The 15735-nt window shown below is 53.9% G+C and carries 10 protein-coding genes; all 10 read right to left on the bottom strand.

The features are described 5' to 3' along the window. The 10 genes from tssA to tssH are packed head-to-tail and all read right to left on the bottom strand — an operon-like array spanning position 1 to position 15710. A complete protein-coding gene (tssA, locus tag ACSOSI_RS09510; protein ID WP_476706955.1) occupies positions 1 to 1611 on the bottom strand; it encodes a type VI secretion system protein TssA in 1611 nt (536 codons plus the stop codon). A gap of 1 nt (position 1612) precedes the next feature. Next, on the bottom strand, positions 1613 to 4990 hold the full coding sequence (locus tag ACSOSI_RS09505; protein ID WP_476706954.1) for an ImcF-related family protein: 3378 nt from the start codon (positions 4988 to 4990) through the stop codon (positions 1613 to 1615). A gap of 25 nt (positions 4991 to 5015) precedes the next feature. Continuing rightward, positions 5016 to 6122 (bottom strand): hypothetical protein, encoded by a 1107-nt coding sequence (locus ACSOSI_RS09500; RefSeq protein ID WP_476706953.1) that lies wholly within the window; start codon positions 6120 to 6122, stop codon positions 5016 to 5018. A 56-nt stretch (positions 6123 to 6178) separates the two neighbouring features. Continuing rightward, a complete protein-coding gene (locus tag ACSOSI_RS09495; protein WP_126481755.1) occupies positions 6179 to 6442 on the bottom strand; it encodes a PAAR domain-containing protein in 264 nt (87 codons plus the stop codon). 29 nt (positions 6443 to 6471) lie between these two features. Then, entirely contained in the window at positions 6472 to 6966 is a 495-nt protein-coding gene (locus ACSOSI_RS09490; protein WP_258534206.1) for a lysozyme inhibitor LprI family protein, read from the bottom strand. Beyond that, positions 6917 to 7387: a hypothetical protein gene (locus ACSOSI_RS09485; protein WP_476706952.1), complete on the bottom strand. Its 471-nt coding sequence runs from the start codon at positions 7385 to 7387 to the stop codon at positions 6917 to 6919. Before ACSOSI_RS09485 ends, ACSOSI_RS09490 begins: the two co-directional genes overlap by 50 nt. After that, the gene (locus tag ACSOSI_RS09480; RefSeq protein WP_476706951.1) at positions 7384 to 10176 is read right to left on the bottom strand and encodes a glycoside hydrolase family 19 protein; all 2793 of its coding nucleotides are present in this window, start codon (positions 10174 to 10176) and stop codon (positions 7384 to 7386) included. The genes ACSOSI_RS09485 and ACSOSI_RS09480 overlap by 4 nt, the downstream gene beginning before the upstream one ends. A 31-nt stretch (positions 10177 to 10207) precedes the next feature. Next, complete coding sequence (locus ACSOSI_RS09475; RefSeq protein ID WP_476706950.1) at positions 10208 to 10654, bottom strand: DUF3828 domain-containing protein; 447 nt, start codon at positions 10652 to 10654, stop codon at positions 10208 to 10210. An 11-nt stretch (positions 10655 to 10665) separates the two neighbouring features. Next, positions 10666 to 13023: a type VI secretion system Vgr family protein gene (locus ACSOSI_RS09470; protein ID WP_476706949.1), complete on the bottom strand. Its 2358-nt coding sequence runs from the start codon at positions 13021 to 13023 to the stop codon at positions 10666 to 10668. A 5-nt stretch (positions 13024 to 13028) separates the two neighbouring features. Then, positions 13029 to 15710 carry a type VI secretion system ATPase TssH gene (tssH, locus tag ACSOSI_RS09465; protein WP_476706948.1) on the bottom strand — a complete coding sequence of 894 codons (2682 nt, stop codon included), beginning with the start codon at positions 15708 to 15710 and terminating at the stop codon, positions 13029 to 13031. Between the last annotated feature and the right edge of the window lie 25 nt (positions 15711 to 15735).

The raw sequence follows: 15735 nt of genomic DNA, 5'->3' as shown, positions 1-15735 counted from the left end.
TTAGCCGCACAACACCAGCGCTCTGGCGGGATCAATGGCAATCAGTCCTGCCAGCAGCGCATCCATTTCCGGGGCCAGACGGGCCTTATCCGTTTCACTTCTACCGGCTTTGAGACGCAGCAGCTTCAGGCGACGGGCCTGTACTTCAAACAGCAAAGCAGGCTCCCAGTCGTTAAGCGTCAGTTGTGGGGCGCTACTTGTCAGCTCGCCAAGCAGGTGAAGTGCCATCTCATTGCGCCCAAACTGTTCAGCAACCCTGGCCATCAGCAGTCGCTGCAACCAGCGGCTGCGGGGAGAGTGCATACCCGGACGCGTCTGGAGCCAGGCGAGAGCCACTTCAGGCCCTTCGCTGTCACCTTTCACCATGGCTTCCGTCTCCAACGCCAGAATGTCATCCGTTTGCCCTCCTCCGGCGACGACCGCGGGTTCATCACCGAATCCCGTCATATCGTCGTTCACCTTTTCCGCTATCCAGTTGAGTGTCACTTCATCAGCAAAGGGCGTACCGTCACTCCATGAAAGTTGATCCAGACCCGGCAAGCGGGCCAGCAGCAACCTCAGGTCACTGGTGATGTAATCGGCCCAGCCCTCCCCTGGCTGCCCGGCGCGGGTCAGGCCCTGCCAGAGATACCACTGCAGATCGAGCCAGAAACGATTGCCGCCTTCGCAGAACATGGACCCTGCCTGCTCTACCAGCTCCATCCAGTTCTGTTGCAGGTAAAGACGTTTGAGCTGCGCACGATAATCGGGTTTAGGCGGTGAAAGACGGGTTCGACTGCTGGCATCCAGAGCCGGTAGTTGCCCCACCGAATCCCAGCGCACGGCTTTCATCAGGCGATGTGATGCGAGCCAGCCCTCAGGCTGATCGGCCAGCCAGCCTGCCAGCACTTTCGCCTGACTCAGAAACTCGCCTTCCGATTTCACCACCCCATTCGGGACGGAGGTTCTGACGGAAGAGGATGGGCTGTTTTCCACATTTCCAGCAGTCTGCGGCGTAAATCCATCCAGCCCACCAGAACCCGCAAGGCGGGTCTCCAGGGCTCGGGATAATCCATCAAGGGATGGACGATCGCTTTCAGGCCAGTCTTCCAGCAGTGTGTTCAGCAGGCAGAGAGCCGCTGCGGTTTGTGAGGTCTGTTCACGGGTGGCATCTGGCCAAAGGAAGAATGTGTCCTGCATCTTCGTGCTGTTCAGCCATTCCAGCGCTGATTTGCGTGCGTTGGCGCGACGAGGATGACAATGCTCACCGTAGCGAGTCAGCATCGCAGCCAGTAGTTGCAGACCTTCACGTAATCCCGACTCGCCGTCGCGTTGCAGACGGGCAAAGCAGTACCAGGTCACGACACGAATATCCCGGGCGCTGTTACAGAGAATATTCTCTGCCAGGCGACATAACATTTCGGTGTCGGTGCCGGAGAGTTTGTTGATTTCCTCGCGCATCAGTTGGAAGTCGTCGTCGTAGGTAGGGTCTTCCCCCGCCCTTTCACCGTCAGTCAGCGGTTGCAGCCAGTTATCCCACTGGGACAGGCTGCTCCGCTGGCGCGCAAGCAGCGCAGACTGATGTGCCTCGTCAGGGACACACTGTGCCAGGAGTGCATTTGCCGTTGCCATCTTATTGTCCCTCCGCGAATGCCAGGTCGGTGTTCACGGCATCCGCCCCTACTGAAAAGACCGATACCGGTAAGCGGAACCCCCTGAGTTTCAGTAACGCCAGTGGGCCCTCGCCCAGCTCGCTGCGCAGTACAAATTTCAGTGGCTTGCCGTCAGGGGTGATCCACACCAGTTGGGTCCGGCTGCTGTCGAGTGGCGTGATCCGCGCTTTATCCAGCAGACGAATAAACCCCCAGTTTCCCTGATTATGCTCGTACAGTCGCATTTCAGTGCTGACCGACTGCCAGCTCAGATCCACGCCGGGATAGTACGTATTCCCCGGCCAGGTAAAGCTTTGCCAGCTCTCCATCTGGTTGAAGTAATCCAGGCTCTGCCCGTCCAGCGCCAGCTGGATGCGCGCCACATCACGCGACGGTCTGGCCATCAGTTCGAAGTGAACACCGGCGTCACCCTGCGCAAAGATAATGTCTGAGATATCCGCCAACTGGTTGATAGCCGCCAGGAAGGCCGGGTTAACGGTCATACCCTGACTGGCAGACGGGTTCACCACCCAGTGGCTGCCTTCCTGATGCAGGATCCCGCCAAGATTGGTTTTCAGGAAGGCGGCAATACGTCCCGAGTCACCCCGCAGGAACTGCGCCAGCAGCGGAAGTGAGGCATCACTTCCCGTGGCCTTGAACGGATAGCGCCCGGTAAATGCCGTGTTCCATTGCGAGACGATCGTGCTCTGCCAGCGGGCATTCAGGCTCCCTGCCGCAGGAGCAAGCACCTGACGCCAGGCCAGATCCAGCGGCTGAACGAACAGGGCCTGACCAAATCCATTCCATTCCTGCCCGAGGCTCGCGGCAACGAGGCTACCGTAGTCCCGGGTATCCGTCAGGTCGATGGCTTTGCCCTGGAAAACCGTCTGAGCCAGCATCTGGGCCATCGCCTGCGGGTCCGGTGCGCTGGTCACCTGCTGTAACTTCAGCCGAACCTGGGTCACACGGGCCAGCCAGGACTGGAAGCTCAGATTGCCGTTGCTGCCTGTGCCATCCTTGCCGGCCATCAGACCATTCAGGGGACCAAACACACCATCAAGTGGACCTCTTGGCCCCTGGGCTTCTGCCGCAAACTGCTGCGCGCTCTTTTTGCTGCCGACCAGCTTTTTGGCCGAATCCACCAGAGAGTCGGCAAGTCGCTCACCTTTGGCACCGGTCTGGCCCTGCCAGGCGAATGTGTTCATCAGCGACACCAGCGGCGACTGGCGTACGTCAGCCAGCAGATTGAGCTGCGCAATCGCTTCGGACAGCGAACTGGCCCTCTGCCACTGGATGCTGTTGGCCATGTTCAGCCAGGCGTTACCAAAATCCGTGAAGTAACGTTCGATCAGGCGCTGTTTGAGGGCTTCCGGTGAGATATTACTGCCCGGCTGATGGGTTTTGTCAGTCAGCACCCAGTCAATTTCATCACGCCGGTTTTCCACCACCTCATCAATGGCGTTCTGAACCTGCTCTTCCCATGCCTGGCGTGTGAACATCCCCGGCACCGTTTCTTCAGTACTGAAGAGTGTCGAGGCATCGGTATCGCCAGTCATATCAGCCAGGGTCAGATCCGGCCAGTTGCGGGCGATACGCTGAAGCATCTCCTGGTAGAGACCCGACTCGGCATTACGTTGACCAATCTGTTTAAGCAATATCTGACGGACGGTGCCGACCAGCTCCATATCAGGTTTTATTTTCCATTCAGGATGAGCAAGCAGGTTCTGGACAAAGAAACCCAGCAGTTTCGGGGCCTGAGTCTGCCAGGTGGTGGCCGGCACACCGGCACGTCCCGGCCAGGCCTGCTGCATATTTGCGGCAAACCAGGAGGCATCGGCTTTATCGGGGCGGGCCAGCATCAGGTAACCTTTCAGCAGGTTATAGGTCTTCCGGGTCGCAGCGGTTCGCGCCTCACTGGCCGGTGGCAACTGCACAAAGGCATTCAACTGGCGATGAAGTTCATCTGCCAGCGCATCCCGCATCAGAACCTGGTTGTTACGGGCATACAGCGGCCAGAGCGCATTCAGGGTATCGCGGTCCTGATTCAGACCGAAACGGGTATACCACGGCGCACCGTGCGCTTCCCGGTCCTGCAGGCGGGCAATCGCCTGCTGCAACACCAGCTGGTTACGCAGACGCTCCGTGAGGGGCTGTCGGGTATCGGCTGCCGCGCGGGCGGTTTCCTGCGCCTGATAAATCTGCGCACGGTTGACCACCAGAGACAGCAGAGTCCCTGCCCCCCACAGCACAACCAGCGTCAGCAATACCAGACGCAGCACCCGCCGCCAGTGAAAACCGATTTTACGGGGATGAACCTGCAGGCAGTCTTCTTCAAGTGCCTGCCACGCAGGATGACTCAACCGCGCATGCGGCAGTGTAGCCGTCGCCGAAAGCGCAGGACTGAACATCACGCCACGCAGACGATAAGGCGCGGGCCCGGTCATCAGGCTGGTCAGCAGCGGGGTCAGTTGCTGCTTAAGACGGCCACGCAGTTGATCGGACAGCTGCATCAGCCAGTCATGGCGGGTATCACTCAACAGGGCTGGCATGCCGGCCCTGCGCAGACGTGATGAAAGAGAGGTCAGCGACGCAACAGCAACTTCCGGTGCTGCGCCCGGACCAAACAATGCGCCGGTCGCTGGAACACCCTCCCCTTCCTGGCTCCAGGCGTCTTCACGAATGAACCACAGCCAGACCGGTACCTGCCAGCCCAGCATCGCGTCAGCTTTCTGACGACTGCGCACCAGCGTGTCCAGTGCGGCAGCATCCGGAAGTGTTGCGCAGTCCATCACCTGCACAATGCCATCCACAGGGCGCTGCGGGCGCACCTGATTGAGCACCTCAACAAATTCCGGGTCCGGCGTGGCCTTTGCCTGCCCGGCATGGATCAGCACAATACCGTCATTTTCCTGCCAGTGGTCGCGCTTCAGTCCCGGAACCACTTTCGTGATATGTTCATCGGTCCCCTGAACCAGCAGCAGACGAACCTTCGATTTCCAGCGACGGCCGTAACGCAGGCGAAGGTGATCGATGAGAGGATCGGCGATAAAACGCGTGGTGTCTTCATCGGTATGCGGCGCATCAGGCTGGGACGTGGTGGTGAGACTGTTTTCTGACTCACTATTCTGATTACCGCCGCGTTCACCGGCCGTCGCCATTAATTTTTCAGCAAACCATCCGATAATAAGAATGATGATGCCAAGCGTCAGGCAAAAGACGATCGCACCGAGGTGGCTGTAAGGACCCACGCGCACCGCACTGGCCGTCTCTTCCGGATAGAACCAGAGAAAACACCCGAATATGCCGGTGATGCAAAGCGTAAAGAAAACAATGGAGGCAAGTGCTGAAGGTCTGTTCATAGCGAGCGGTAACAATCCCTGATTATTATTCCGGAGTAACAGCACAGAGCTGTCGGTAGTCTGCTGAAGATTCGGTCACAACTATCTGCGCTTCACGATCAGCAAGGCACTGGCGGGTTGCGAGGATTAAGGCCTGCCACGGGGCCGCGACACCGGCAAAACCCGCAACAGCATCGATATTAACGTAGCGCTGAGCGGTCAGTTCCGGCGCATAAATGCCGCAGGCCGTGCTCAGCATATCGCTGAAAGCAAGCCGACCACCGGTTATCCAGCCCCGAAGTGGGGTGTCTTTTTTAAGATTGGCCCACAGCATGGCATGACGTAAGGCATGCCCCAGGTCGCCCGTATGATTGATTTGCGGACGATGAATGCGTACTGATTTGGGCGGCATATCTTTAAGGCGGCAGTTGGTCATCAACACCACCGAAATGGCTTCACCGGAATCATCAGCAGGAACGTCATTCAGCTGTGCGCTAATCACCAGCAGCGCCGAGGGTTTTTCGTAATGATAATCAAGCCAGTAATCGAAAATGCGTAACCCTGACAGGTCACGGATACGGATAATCGGGCGGCTAATCTCGGGTAACCAGCTCAGAGAAAGGTCCGGCAGGTCTTCAGCCACGTCCAGCGCCAGATAGCAGGTCATGGCCGGAGGCAGTGAGTCCAGTAACTTATTGATACGACCGGTCATCTCAGCCTGAAGGCTTGCCAGCATGTCGGGGGCATTTTCCCCGCCGGATAAGCGGGAGTGTCTGACCGGTTTTTCGGACCCACGGGGGATCACTGGCTGAAGAATGGGTGATTTGATGAAAGCCGCTTTTTGCGTGGGATTATGCTCGCGCTCAAGGGCATTCACCAGAAACTCACCGGCAAACCAGGCGAACCGCTGCCCACGCCCTTCAGCGGCAGCATAGCGGGCTTTGACGGTTCTGTTGGTGGCATCCTGACCCACGCTCAGATATTTGTACCCAGTCCGACGCGCCGAGAACATGGCTCCCCAGATAAGGACTGGGAGCACAATAGCAAACAGCCAGAATCCGGGACCTGAGCGCTCACCTTGCCAGAACAGAAACGTCAGCCCCATCCCAGAGATTAAGACGGCAGCACCAAAAATGAGCCAGCGGCTGGTCACCGGTCGCGGCGGTTTGGTTTTCTTTTCCGGGATCCTTTCCAGAACAACAGGCATGATCAACCCACCAGCGCGTCAGACAGAGAACTGATCAGCGTACAGCCGCAGGCGCATTTGTGGCCGTGAAACGCCACCGGGATCCCGTTATCCAGATAATCAGGATGACCTTCTGTGATGGTGGTTGGCCCATGCCCTTGTTGTGGGCAGGACACTTTGTCGCCTTTACGGGCAACGCCGATACCACCAAAAATCATGGTAGATGAGCCTGACTGGACTACGCCACCGTGAGTTGTTTTATCACCGATTCGAATAATTCCTTGCATAGTTCTACCCCTTAGCTAAGTTAGCCAAATTATTTGACGCTGCTTACTTCATGCAATCGTCTGTCATTTCCTTTTAAATATTTTATTCGCTCATTCGTCTTATCTAACAAACATTGCTCATATATACTTGAAAACGCAGTTCCAGTTCTCGATTCGTAGGTTTCATAATCGCAACTGACATCTCTCATTTTTATCCACGCGAGTTGAGTTTTTTTCAGATAAATACCTCTTGACTCACTCTGACCATAAAACTCAGCACCTTCTTTCTTATACTCTTGGATTAGTTCCTTATAAAAATAATTTAGCCCACCATCTGCTTTAACATATTCATTTTTAATTTTTAGATAATTATCCTGTTCACTTGAAGAGTCAGCACATACATAAGTTGAAAATGAAAAGACAACTAGCATCAATGCAAAACAACCATTCATTTTAAACTGCGCTTTACGCATTAATATATTTTCGAACCCAAGGCTATGGAAATTTAAATTCATTATTTCTAACACTACTATCAGCGACATCATCAATACTATTCATTTTTATATTTTTTTCTCCAAAAGAGTTAGATTCACATCGCTTTGTGCTTATTGTATCACCATTTTTTTTTACGTCTAAAAGAGCAACTGCTCCAGGTTTTTCTTCTGGAACTCTTAATACATAGGAATACCCCCCACGATTAAACCCAAGATATGTAGTATATGTTCCAAGATCAACCCATCTTTTAAGCTTATTCTGAGTATCAAAATTCACATTCAGCTCAGAAGTGCTTCCCTTACTAAAAGTATATCTTATAGTGTCATTTTTCTCATTAGCACAAAAAACAGCTGCGCGAATCGCTTTCCCAGAAAAATTACATGATGCAATGAGAGTCTCACCGGGCTTACATTCATTAGCATATGAATGAAAAGAGGCCGTAATTGCCAGAATAAAAAATAAATTTTTCATAAGAAAACCTTTTCACATAGTTTATAAGCAGTTCGTCGTTCTTCGAGCCCCATGTCTCCACCATTAACGACACTTGTTACACCAGCGACATCATCATAACCTTTCCCGCGATCTGCATTATAAGGTTTATATTTAGTCCAGAACCATAGGGCACTTCGGATTGCATATGGCATTTCATTTACTTCTTCTGGATTGGTAACAGTATCAGGAGGCGTCCCCAGCCAATACTGAGTATAATCAGCATTGAATCCGTTGTATTTTTCATAGCCAGTGATTTGAATTAAACCTCGCCCTCTAAAATTATATCCATCATCAGGATTACTTTGCCTATTTCCATTTAACCTTAAATAATGTTTGCGGCCAATTGCTTGTACATCAGCATTTCGTATAATTTTACCTGCTGAATTTCGTTCATACCCATCGGTGTCAGCCTCAACCGGATGTTGCCTGTAATACTTACTAAAGGATTTCAGCGCAGCTGGTGAGAACTGAAATTTTTCTGTTAGCCCTTTCATTTCTGGGCCAACCTCTCCTTTAATTTGTGAAAAGAAGTGTCGTAATCTCGTTGGGGTATCTAGCTTAAACTCTGTCAATCTCCCACGCAGTTCCTCAACGACGGCATTCAAATCAGAATCTGTGGCTTGCGGGAAGATGATTTTTAATTGTTCGTACGTAACACCATCGTCATTAGCAACAGCTCCTATTGCACCCAAAAACATCACCGGATGCATATGCCACACCGCTTTACCCGCCGTAAAGGGCTCAACCTGACTCATCCATTCCATATCGTCCAGCCACTGCTTCGCAATATCGATACGCAGGGTGTCATAGTCCTGGAAAAATGCCGTCCATTTCTGATGGCCGCTACCGCCAAACCATTCGCTTTCGTGCTTAACTACCATCCGCGAAACGATATCGCGTACGCCCATCTCAGGGTGGTGTAGTGCAACGAAAAGCTCCCTCTCAGAAAGCTGCCCGTCCTTGTCAGTATCCATCTTATCAATCATGCCCTTATAAAAGCGGGACATCTGCTGTTCCTGAATACCGCGTTCCGGCCTGACCTGGTCGGCAAGCCACTGGTATGCCGATTTCATCCATCCTTCTTTTAGCGAAGCGGCCATATCTGGCGTACTTTCTTCAACCAGCGCCGTGAACCCCAGCTCCTTCAGGTAGTATTGCTCCTTCACATCCACATGGTCCTGACACAACCAGTAATTCTGGCCTGCCTGGTAATATGTTTTTTCACTGACTGTTTTCGGGTTGCATTTGTCCACGGGCAAAATGATGTGCATGTCCTTGCTAACCGTCGAAGTCGTTTTGGTAAAGGTATCGCCGGAATTTGTATAAAGTACTGCGTCAGGGTGAACGCGTATATATTTCCGCCCCGCCTTAACTTCCCCAGGATTATCGAGGAATGCCGGCATCCGGCTGTCGACACAAAGAACCTCAATATGGGCAAACCTGCTGTCGCTAATTTGTGCCTTGCTCGCAGGGGCGATATCTTCTCCCAGAAAACCGATAGCGTCACCGGCGTTGATTTTCAGTGGTGCATCCGGTTTAACTACTGCATCAAAAGTGCCCTTCGCAACCGCCTGCTGCATCCAGACAGGCAAATGGGCGTAGTGTTCACCATCCTCTGCCATATATTCCGGCAGCAGGGTGACCCAGAACTTTTCGTCCTTCAGTTTACCGTTTTCATCAAACTCTTGTGCCAGCCCAAAGGGTTGCGGCTCAGTCGCACCTGCCAGCGCTTGGGGGGACACGGGCTTATTCATAAAAATCGCTTCTTTCAGAATAAGAACGCGCTTTCCTTGTGCAAGTTCCCCTGTTCGCGTAGGTGCTGGAGAATGAGACTCTGCATTCTGGCTACTCTCGTAGTTTCCTGCCTTTCTTTTACTGACAGCTTTTCTGGCAACCATACATTTGCGTTTATCAAATGCCGACAGCGGTGCCAGGCCCATATACAGCGAATAAAACTCAAGCCAGGTTTGCTCGTTGTTCGGGTCTGGCTGACAGACAGACTTCACCAGCACAAAGGTCGTTGTGTACTGAATGGAATGACTGAGAAAGGTGCTCTTCTGATAATCCTTATTCAGGCGCCAGGCCACCACTTCACCGTCCACCATACACTGCAGCGGAACTGCGGTCCCCATCGTTTCCGCTGTAAGCACTGACCCCGGGGCTGATTTCTGAGTGATATGGAGTCCGCCATGCCACATCTTGTTGGTGCCCGCCAGCCAGGAGCCATGAGGCTCCTGGCCAATAACCCCCATCATTTCATCCAGCGTGGCGTAGTTCTCTCCGTTTTGCTTGCGAGCGGGAAAACAAATTTTCCCGGTAGATGCTGCCGGGACGCCCCTGCTTTCTGATAGCCGCGCAGTTACATCTTTGTGTCGATAAAAGACGAATGAGGGTTTTGCCCTGCGGTAATCCCCGCCTGGATAATAGCCATTATTTTGTTTGAAATCAGATACCCACTGCTGGCCATTGAACATGGCCATATGCCCATGAGGATGATCTTTTTTTATTTCACCCACTGGAAAATCTGATTTTTTGATCCCCTGAATGATAACAACATCACCGGCAATGAAGCTACCAGGCGCAGTGATTACCTCAAAACCTCTTTCAACAAGTGCTGGACCATAGTCTTTTGCCGATACTATCGAAGGCCAACTGCTTATGTCTCCTCCTGAGTTGATTGCATTCTTAACATAACGGGCACAATATCCTGTGGATGATGATTCAGCATGTTCATTCACATACTGAACTGCTTTTTGTGCATCCCACATAAATTCATCCTTAATTTATATTATTCAACTATCACTCAGAGGCAACGTTATTAATTTTCCAGCACCCATGATTATCATCCAGTGATACATCATAGGTTTTCTTAATTTCACTAACACCTAATTGCAATTTCACATCTACTTTATGTTCAGTTTGTTCAACCTGATGAGTTGATATGTTATTCACCCAATCATCAAAAATATCCTGCGCATCCGTGAAATACTCTGCATCCAGATCATTTTCCGAAAGTGACTCCCCGAGTTTGTTAAGCAGTTCAGGAGACACCCATTTCTTCAGGCGATTCTTATCGTTAGCTGCAGATGAAGTCAGCGGATATTTATTCTGATTAATTTCCTGCAGATACCAGTGATAAAAGTCCGAGGTTATTTTTTTTGGAGAAGCACAGTTCACATCAGCCGCATTTACGCTTCCCAACGATGTAATAAAAAGAAAAGCTGTAAGCAAAGAGATTATTTTCATTAAAGAACTCCTTAGCGTGACATCATCCCATCAGTCTCAGATGGCTGAAGGTCTAGTGTGGTTTTATCGAAAACAGGCGGCTCACTCTGCATATTTGCCGCAGACATCGGCACCTGATAACGCGCCGCTTTGGTAATGAAGTCCCCGTTGGTACCATGCTCAATCCCGCTTTCACTCAGCTTCAACCAGGAGCCACCGCCGTTCAGCGTCAGCGTTTTCGGGGTGCTGATGATAACCTCATCTTTGCTGCTGGTGACCGTGAACTGCTGATCGGCACTCATTTCAAGCGTGCTGTGCTGGGCACGCACTTCGACACTCCCCAAGTTGGCGATAACTTTTGCCCCGGCTTTATGTGCAAACAGTCCCAGAGACTGCTCCGCGCTGACCGTGACATTTTGCATCGCCCCGATATCGACATGCTTACCGGCGGTGATCATGGTGTTCTGTGCACTGGTCAGTTGCAGGTGCTCGCCTGAGGTGAGCGCAATTCCCTGTGGGGCAGAAGCCAGCACCACCGCCGACTGCAAATCTTTCAGGCGGTTTTGCACCAGATTGTTCTGTGTCTGAATATCGCAGGTCAGGGCTTTCGCCGTTTCCGCTGCGCCATTCAATGCCTGCATCGCTCTGTTGGCCTGGGTTATCTGGCTGACGGCTGGCGTCATTTCCAGCACCTTCCCTTCACCTTTGGTCTGGGCATCCGCCGTCAGATAGACGCCGCGGCCCGCACGCAGGGCCCCAAACTCATCGGTGCGCAGCTCAAAACCGGTGCCACGCTGTTCGCGCTGAGCATCCACCAGATGACCGATATTGAGTTGGGTCTTACCGAACTCGGTTGCCAGCTTGATGTGCTCTTCCTGACGCTTATCCTCCAGGCGAAGTTTGTTGTTCGCCGGCGTGCGCAGAACGTTACGCGTGTGGTTATCGTCAGTGACGTGATCCGGGTGTTCAGAATCGTGCTGAGCATGGGCGATATACGGACGGTCAGGATCACCCGCATCGAACATCACCGAGACTTCGGTCCCGTCGAGCAGTGGCGCATGGAAACCGTAATTGTCTCCGGCATACGGCTTGGCCATTCGCAGCCACAGATAGGCATAGCCCTGTTCGCTGTCGTTACGGTCAAAGTCAAGTTTCACCCGGTAACGGCCCTGGCTGTCCAGCCAGGCATAGGTATCGCCCTTCTCGGTGCTTTCCACCCGCGCCGGCAGCGTTCCGGCCACTACCGGCCGGTTCAGCAACGCCGGGCGATAACACACCGCTTCGCTGTAGGGGATACCGGTAAACGTCATACTGAAACTACGTTTGCGGGAACCACTGCTCTGCACGCCGGTGATGACGATCCCGTCTTTCAGGCTCGCAGGCAGGCTGCCCTGGGGTTCAAGCACTTCCCCGGGGGCCAGAACCGGGCTGGTCGTTTTGCCGATAACGGCCTGCTGCGCATTCAGAATGCGCTCATGACGCAGCCGGGCATAATACGCGCCGCTTTCCGGTGTATCCGTGTCACCTTCGCTAAGGAAAGGCTCTGCGTAGTGATACACCGCCCCCGTCGTGATGCCCTCAGTGCTGCTGACGGACGCGGAGCTATCCTGCGGCGTCAGCGCGTCGCGATAGTTGTAATCCCGGGTTGCCACGCTCCCGGTGACCACCTGCTGGCGGGTTTTGATATCCCAGACGCTGAGCTGGCCATTATCACTGGTGCGTGATGGCGGGATCAGCGGCAGAGCAACACCAAACTGATACTGCTCCGGGCTGTCCTGAAAAATCACCACGTCCTGTTCGAGACGGCCATCCATTTCGAAACGCCAGAAGATACCCACTTCGGCCAGCAAACGCTGGATGAATTCAAGATCGGTTTCACGCCATTGCGTGATGAGCTCGCGTACCGGGTAAGACTGTGACAGACGAAAATCAAAATCCGGACCTTCCAGCCCGTGTGAACGCAGGATTTGTTCAACCACTTCCGGCACGGACTGATTGAGATAAATTTCGCTGCGCTTTGTGTGCTGCAGCAGCGCAATACGCGGCACAATATTGAGCGTGTAATGGGTTTCATCGGACGATGTCAAAAGACGCTGAAAAGTATGCACCACGCCATAGACAGTCCGCACTGGCGTGGCTGGCATCCCGTTATACTGAGGCATCTGGAATGTGAACACCGCCGGTTTAAGCAACACGCTGTCACTGGCAATGTCATTAGCGACACAAGTCACTCTGACGGTATAGTGCCAGGGATCACTGAGCTTCTCTTCGCCCCGAAAATTGAAGACGTCAAGAAAATGCGGGCAATCGTGAACGTCGAGCTTGTAGCGGGACATCCCCAGAAGTGCATCAATGTTGTCCTTTGCCAGGGCAATTACAGAATCACTCATCGCTTTTATCCTCTGACAGGCTCTGTCGCCGGTTCATCAAATGCGAGGACAATGCCCTCATCCTCATTCCAGTCAAGCCGCAGGGTCTGCGGTTTCTGCTTCGCCGCCATGTGAGTCAGCAACTGCTGACTCAGCACCGGTAATATTTGCTGGTTGAGCAGGCTGTCGACATTACGCGCACCGGTATCCGGCAGCAGGCAGGCGGTGGTCAGGGCGTCAAACAAGCTCCCGCCGATATGGGTTTTCAGGCCATAGTGGCGATGCAGACGCTTGCTCACCTGGGCCAGTTTCATCTGCACGATGGTGCGCATCGCGGTCTCATTCAGCGGACGATAAATGACGGTCTGGAAACGGGCCAGCAGTGCGGGCTGAAAGTGGTCACGCAGGATCGGTCGCAGCAGTTCATGCAGGTCACCTTCGCTGGCTTCCGGTTGTTCATCCAGCAGTTGCATCAGGTGGTCGCTGCCGAGGTTCGAAGTCATCAGGATCACGGTGTTACGGAAGTCAATTTCGCGCCCTTCACCGTCGCGCATAAAGCCCCGGTCAAACACCTGATAGAACAGGTTCATCACGTCGCGGTGCGCCTTCTCCACCTCGTCGAGCAACACCACGCTGTACGGGCGTTTACGCACCGCTTCGGTCAGAATGCCGCCCTGACCGTAACCGACGTAGCCCGGTGGCGAGCCCTTCAACTGGGAAACGGTATGCGGCTCCTGGTATTCGGACAGATTGATAGTGACAAGGGATTTCTCACCGCCGTATAGCACATCGGCCAGCGTGAGTGCGGTTTCGGTTTTACCCGTGCCGCTCGGGCCGACCAGCAGGAACACGCCCTGCGGGCCATGCTCCGAGGTAAGGCCGGTTTTGGCGGCACGCAGGCGCTGCGCAATGGCGTTGAGCGCCACATTCTGGCCCACAACGCGTTTGCCAATTTCAGCTTCCAGACTCAACAGTTCAGTCTGCTCGTCCTTCATCAATGAAGAGAGCGGGACACCGGTCCAGTCGGCAATCACGTTAGCCACGGTGCGGGTGTCCACATCCACCTGAATCAACGCCTCATCCCGTTGCAGGTTTTTCAGCTGTTGCTGCAGGTCGTGGATGTCGGCCTGGCGGCTGCTGCCCTCTGAGTGAAAAGCCTGACGGCAAACCATCAGTTGCTCTGCCAGTGCTTTTTCTTCGCTAAAACGTTGATCTAGCGTGCCGATATCCGCATCCAGCGCGAGGCACAATTTTTCAATCCCGGCCAACCGCTCACCATGGGAATGGCCGCCGACAGCGATATCTTCCAGTAAGGCCTGCTCTTCCAGAACCAGTGCAATCCGCTGCGCTTTCAGACGGGTAATTTCTTCAGGCACGGTATCGAGGCTCATGCGCACGCGGGCGCTCGCGGTATCCAGCAGGTCAACTGCCTTGTCCGGCAATTGACGGCCGGTCAGGTAACGGCGAGAGAGCGTGACTGCGGCTTTAACTGCGTCATCGGTGATATGCACACCATGGTGCTCGGCATAACGGGATTTCAGGCCTCTGAGCATCAGGCAGGCCGTGTCGTCGTCCGGCTCATCGACTTTGACCATCTGGAAACGACGCTCCAGTGCAGCATCGCGTTCAAAATACTGCTTGTATTCGCTCCAGGTGGTGGCGGCGATAGTGCGTAATTCCCCCCTTGCTAATGCAGGTTTCAGCAGGTTAGCCGCATCCGCGCCGCCCGCCTGGTTACCCGCACCAATAATGGTGTGTGCTTCATCGATAAACAGCAGGACGGGTGTCGGCGACTGCTGTACGGCATCGATGACGTTTTTCAGGCGCTGTTCAAACTCACCTTTCACGCCGGCACCGGCCTGCAGCAGGCCCAGGTCGAGGGTGCGCAGGCTGACGGTTTTCAGGCTGTCCGGGACATTACCTTCGGCAATGCGCAGCGCCAGGCCTTCCACCAGAGCAGTTTTACCGACGCCCGGTTCGCCGACCAGAATCGGGTTGTTCTTGCGACGTCTTGAGAGAATATCCACCATCTGACGGATTTCTGTGTCACGCCCGAACACCGGGTCGATGTTGCCTTCTTTCGCTTTAGCGGTGACGTCGAGGGTGAATTTATCCAGCGCGTTTTGCAACGCCGGGGAGAGTTCGCCGTTTGATGTTGCAGTAAGCCCGTCCTCTGGCTGCGCGAAGGTGTTGATGGCATCGCTCCCGGTGCGTGACAGCTCAGCGTCCTGTTGCAGTTCCGGGCGCTCATCGGACTGCGCATCCAGCAGCGGACGCAGGCGTTCAAGCTGGCTTTGTCCCAGCGTCAGCAACGGCCACAAGCCGTCACAACCCAGCAGTTTGTGCGAGTCAATCATCGCCGACAGCAGGTGCGCGCTACGGATAGTGTCCGCGTCCTCAAGTGATGCCACCATCCACGCCTGTTTCAGAAGGGCTTGCAGGTTATCGGCCAGTTGCGGACGGCTGCGCACCGAGCGCGGCAGGTTATCCAGCCAGCCGAGTAAATCCTGCCACATGCCGTCCATGTCCCATTCGTAGCGACGGGCCAGCACCGTCAGGTCACCTTCCCCCTGCTCCAGTAATTTCAGCAACCAGTGTTCCGGCAAGATTTCGGCATGAGCGCGGGTCTGGCACAGGGAGGCAGCGCCTTCTAGCGCACGGGCACAATAAGGATTAAGACGACGCAGCAGAATGGCGGGGTTTTCCATGAGTTTCTCTCTTTACGGTTATATT

Source organism: Serratia sp. AR11 (genome assembly GCF_056376275.1).
Note: the sequence above shows the minus strand (reverse complement) of the source record. Positions and strands in the feature narration are given on the sequence as shown.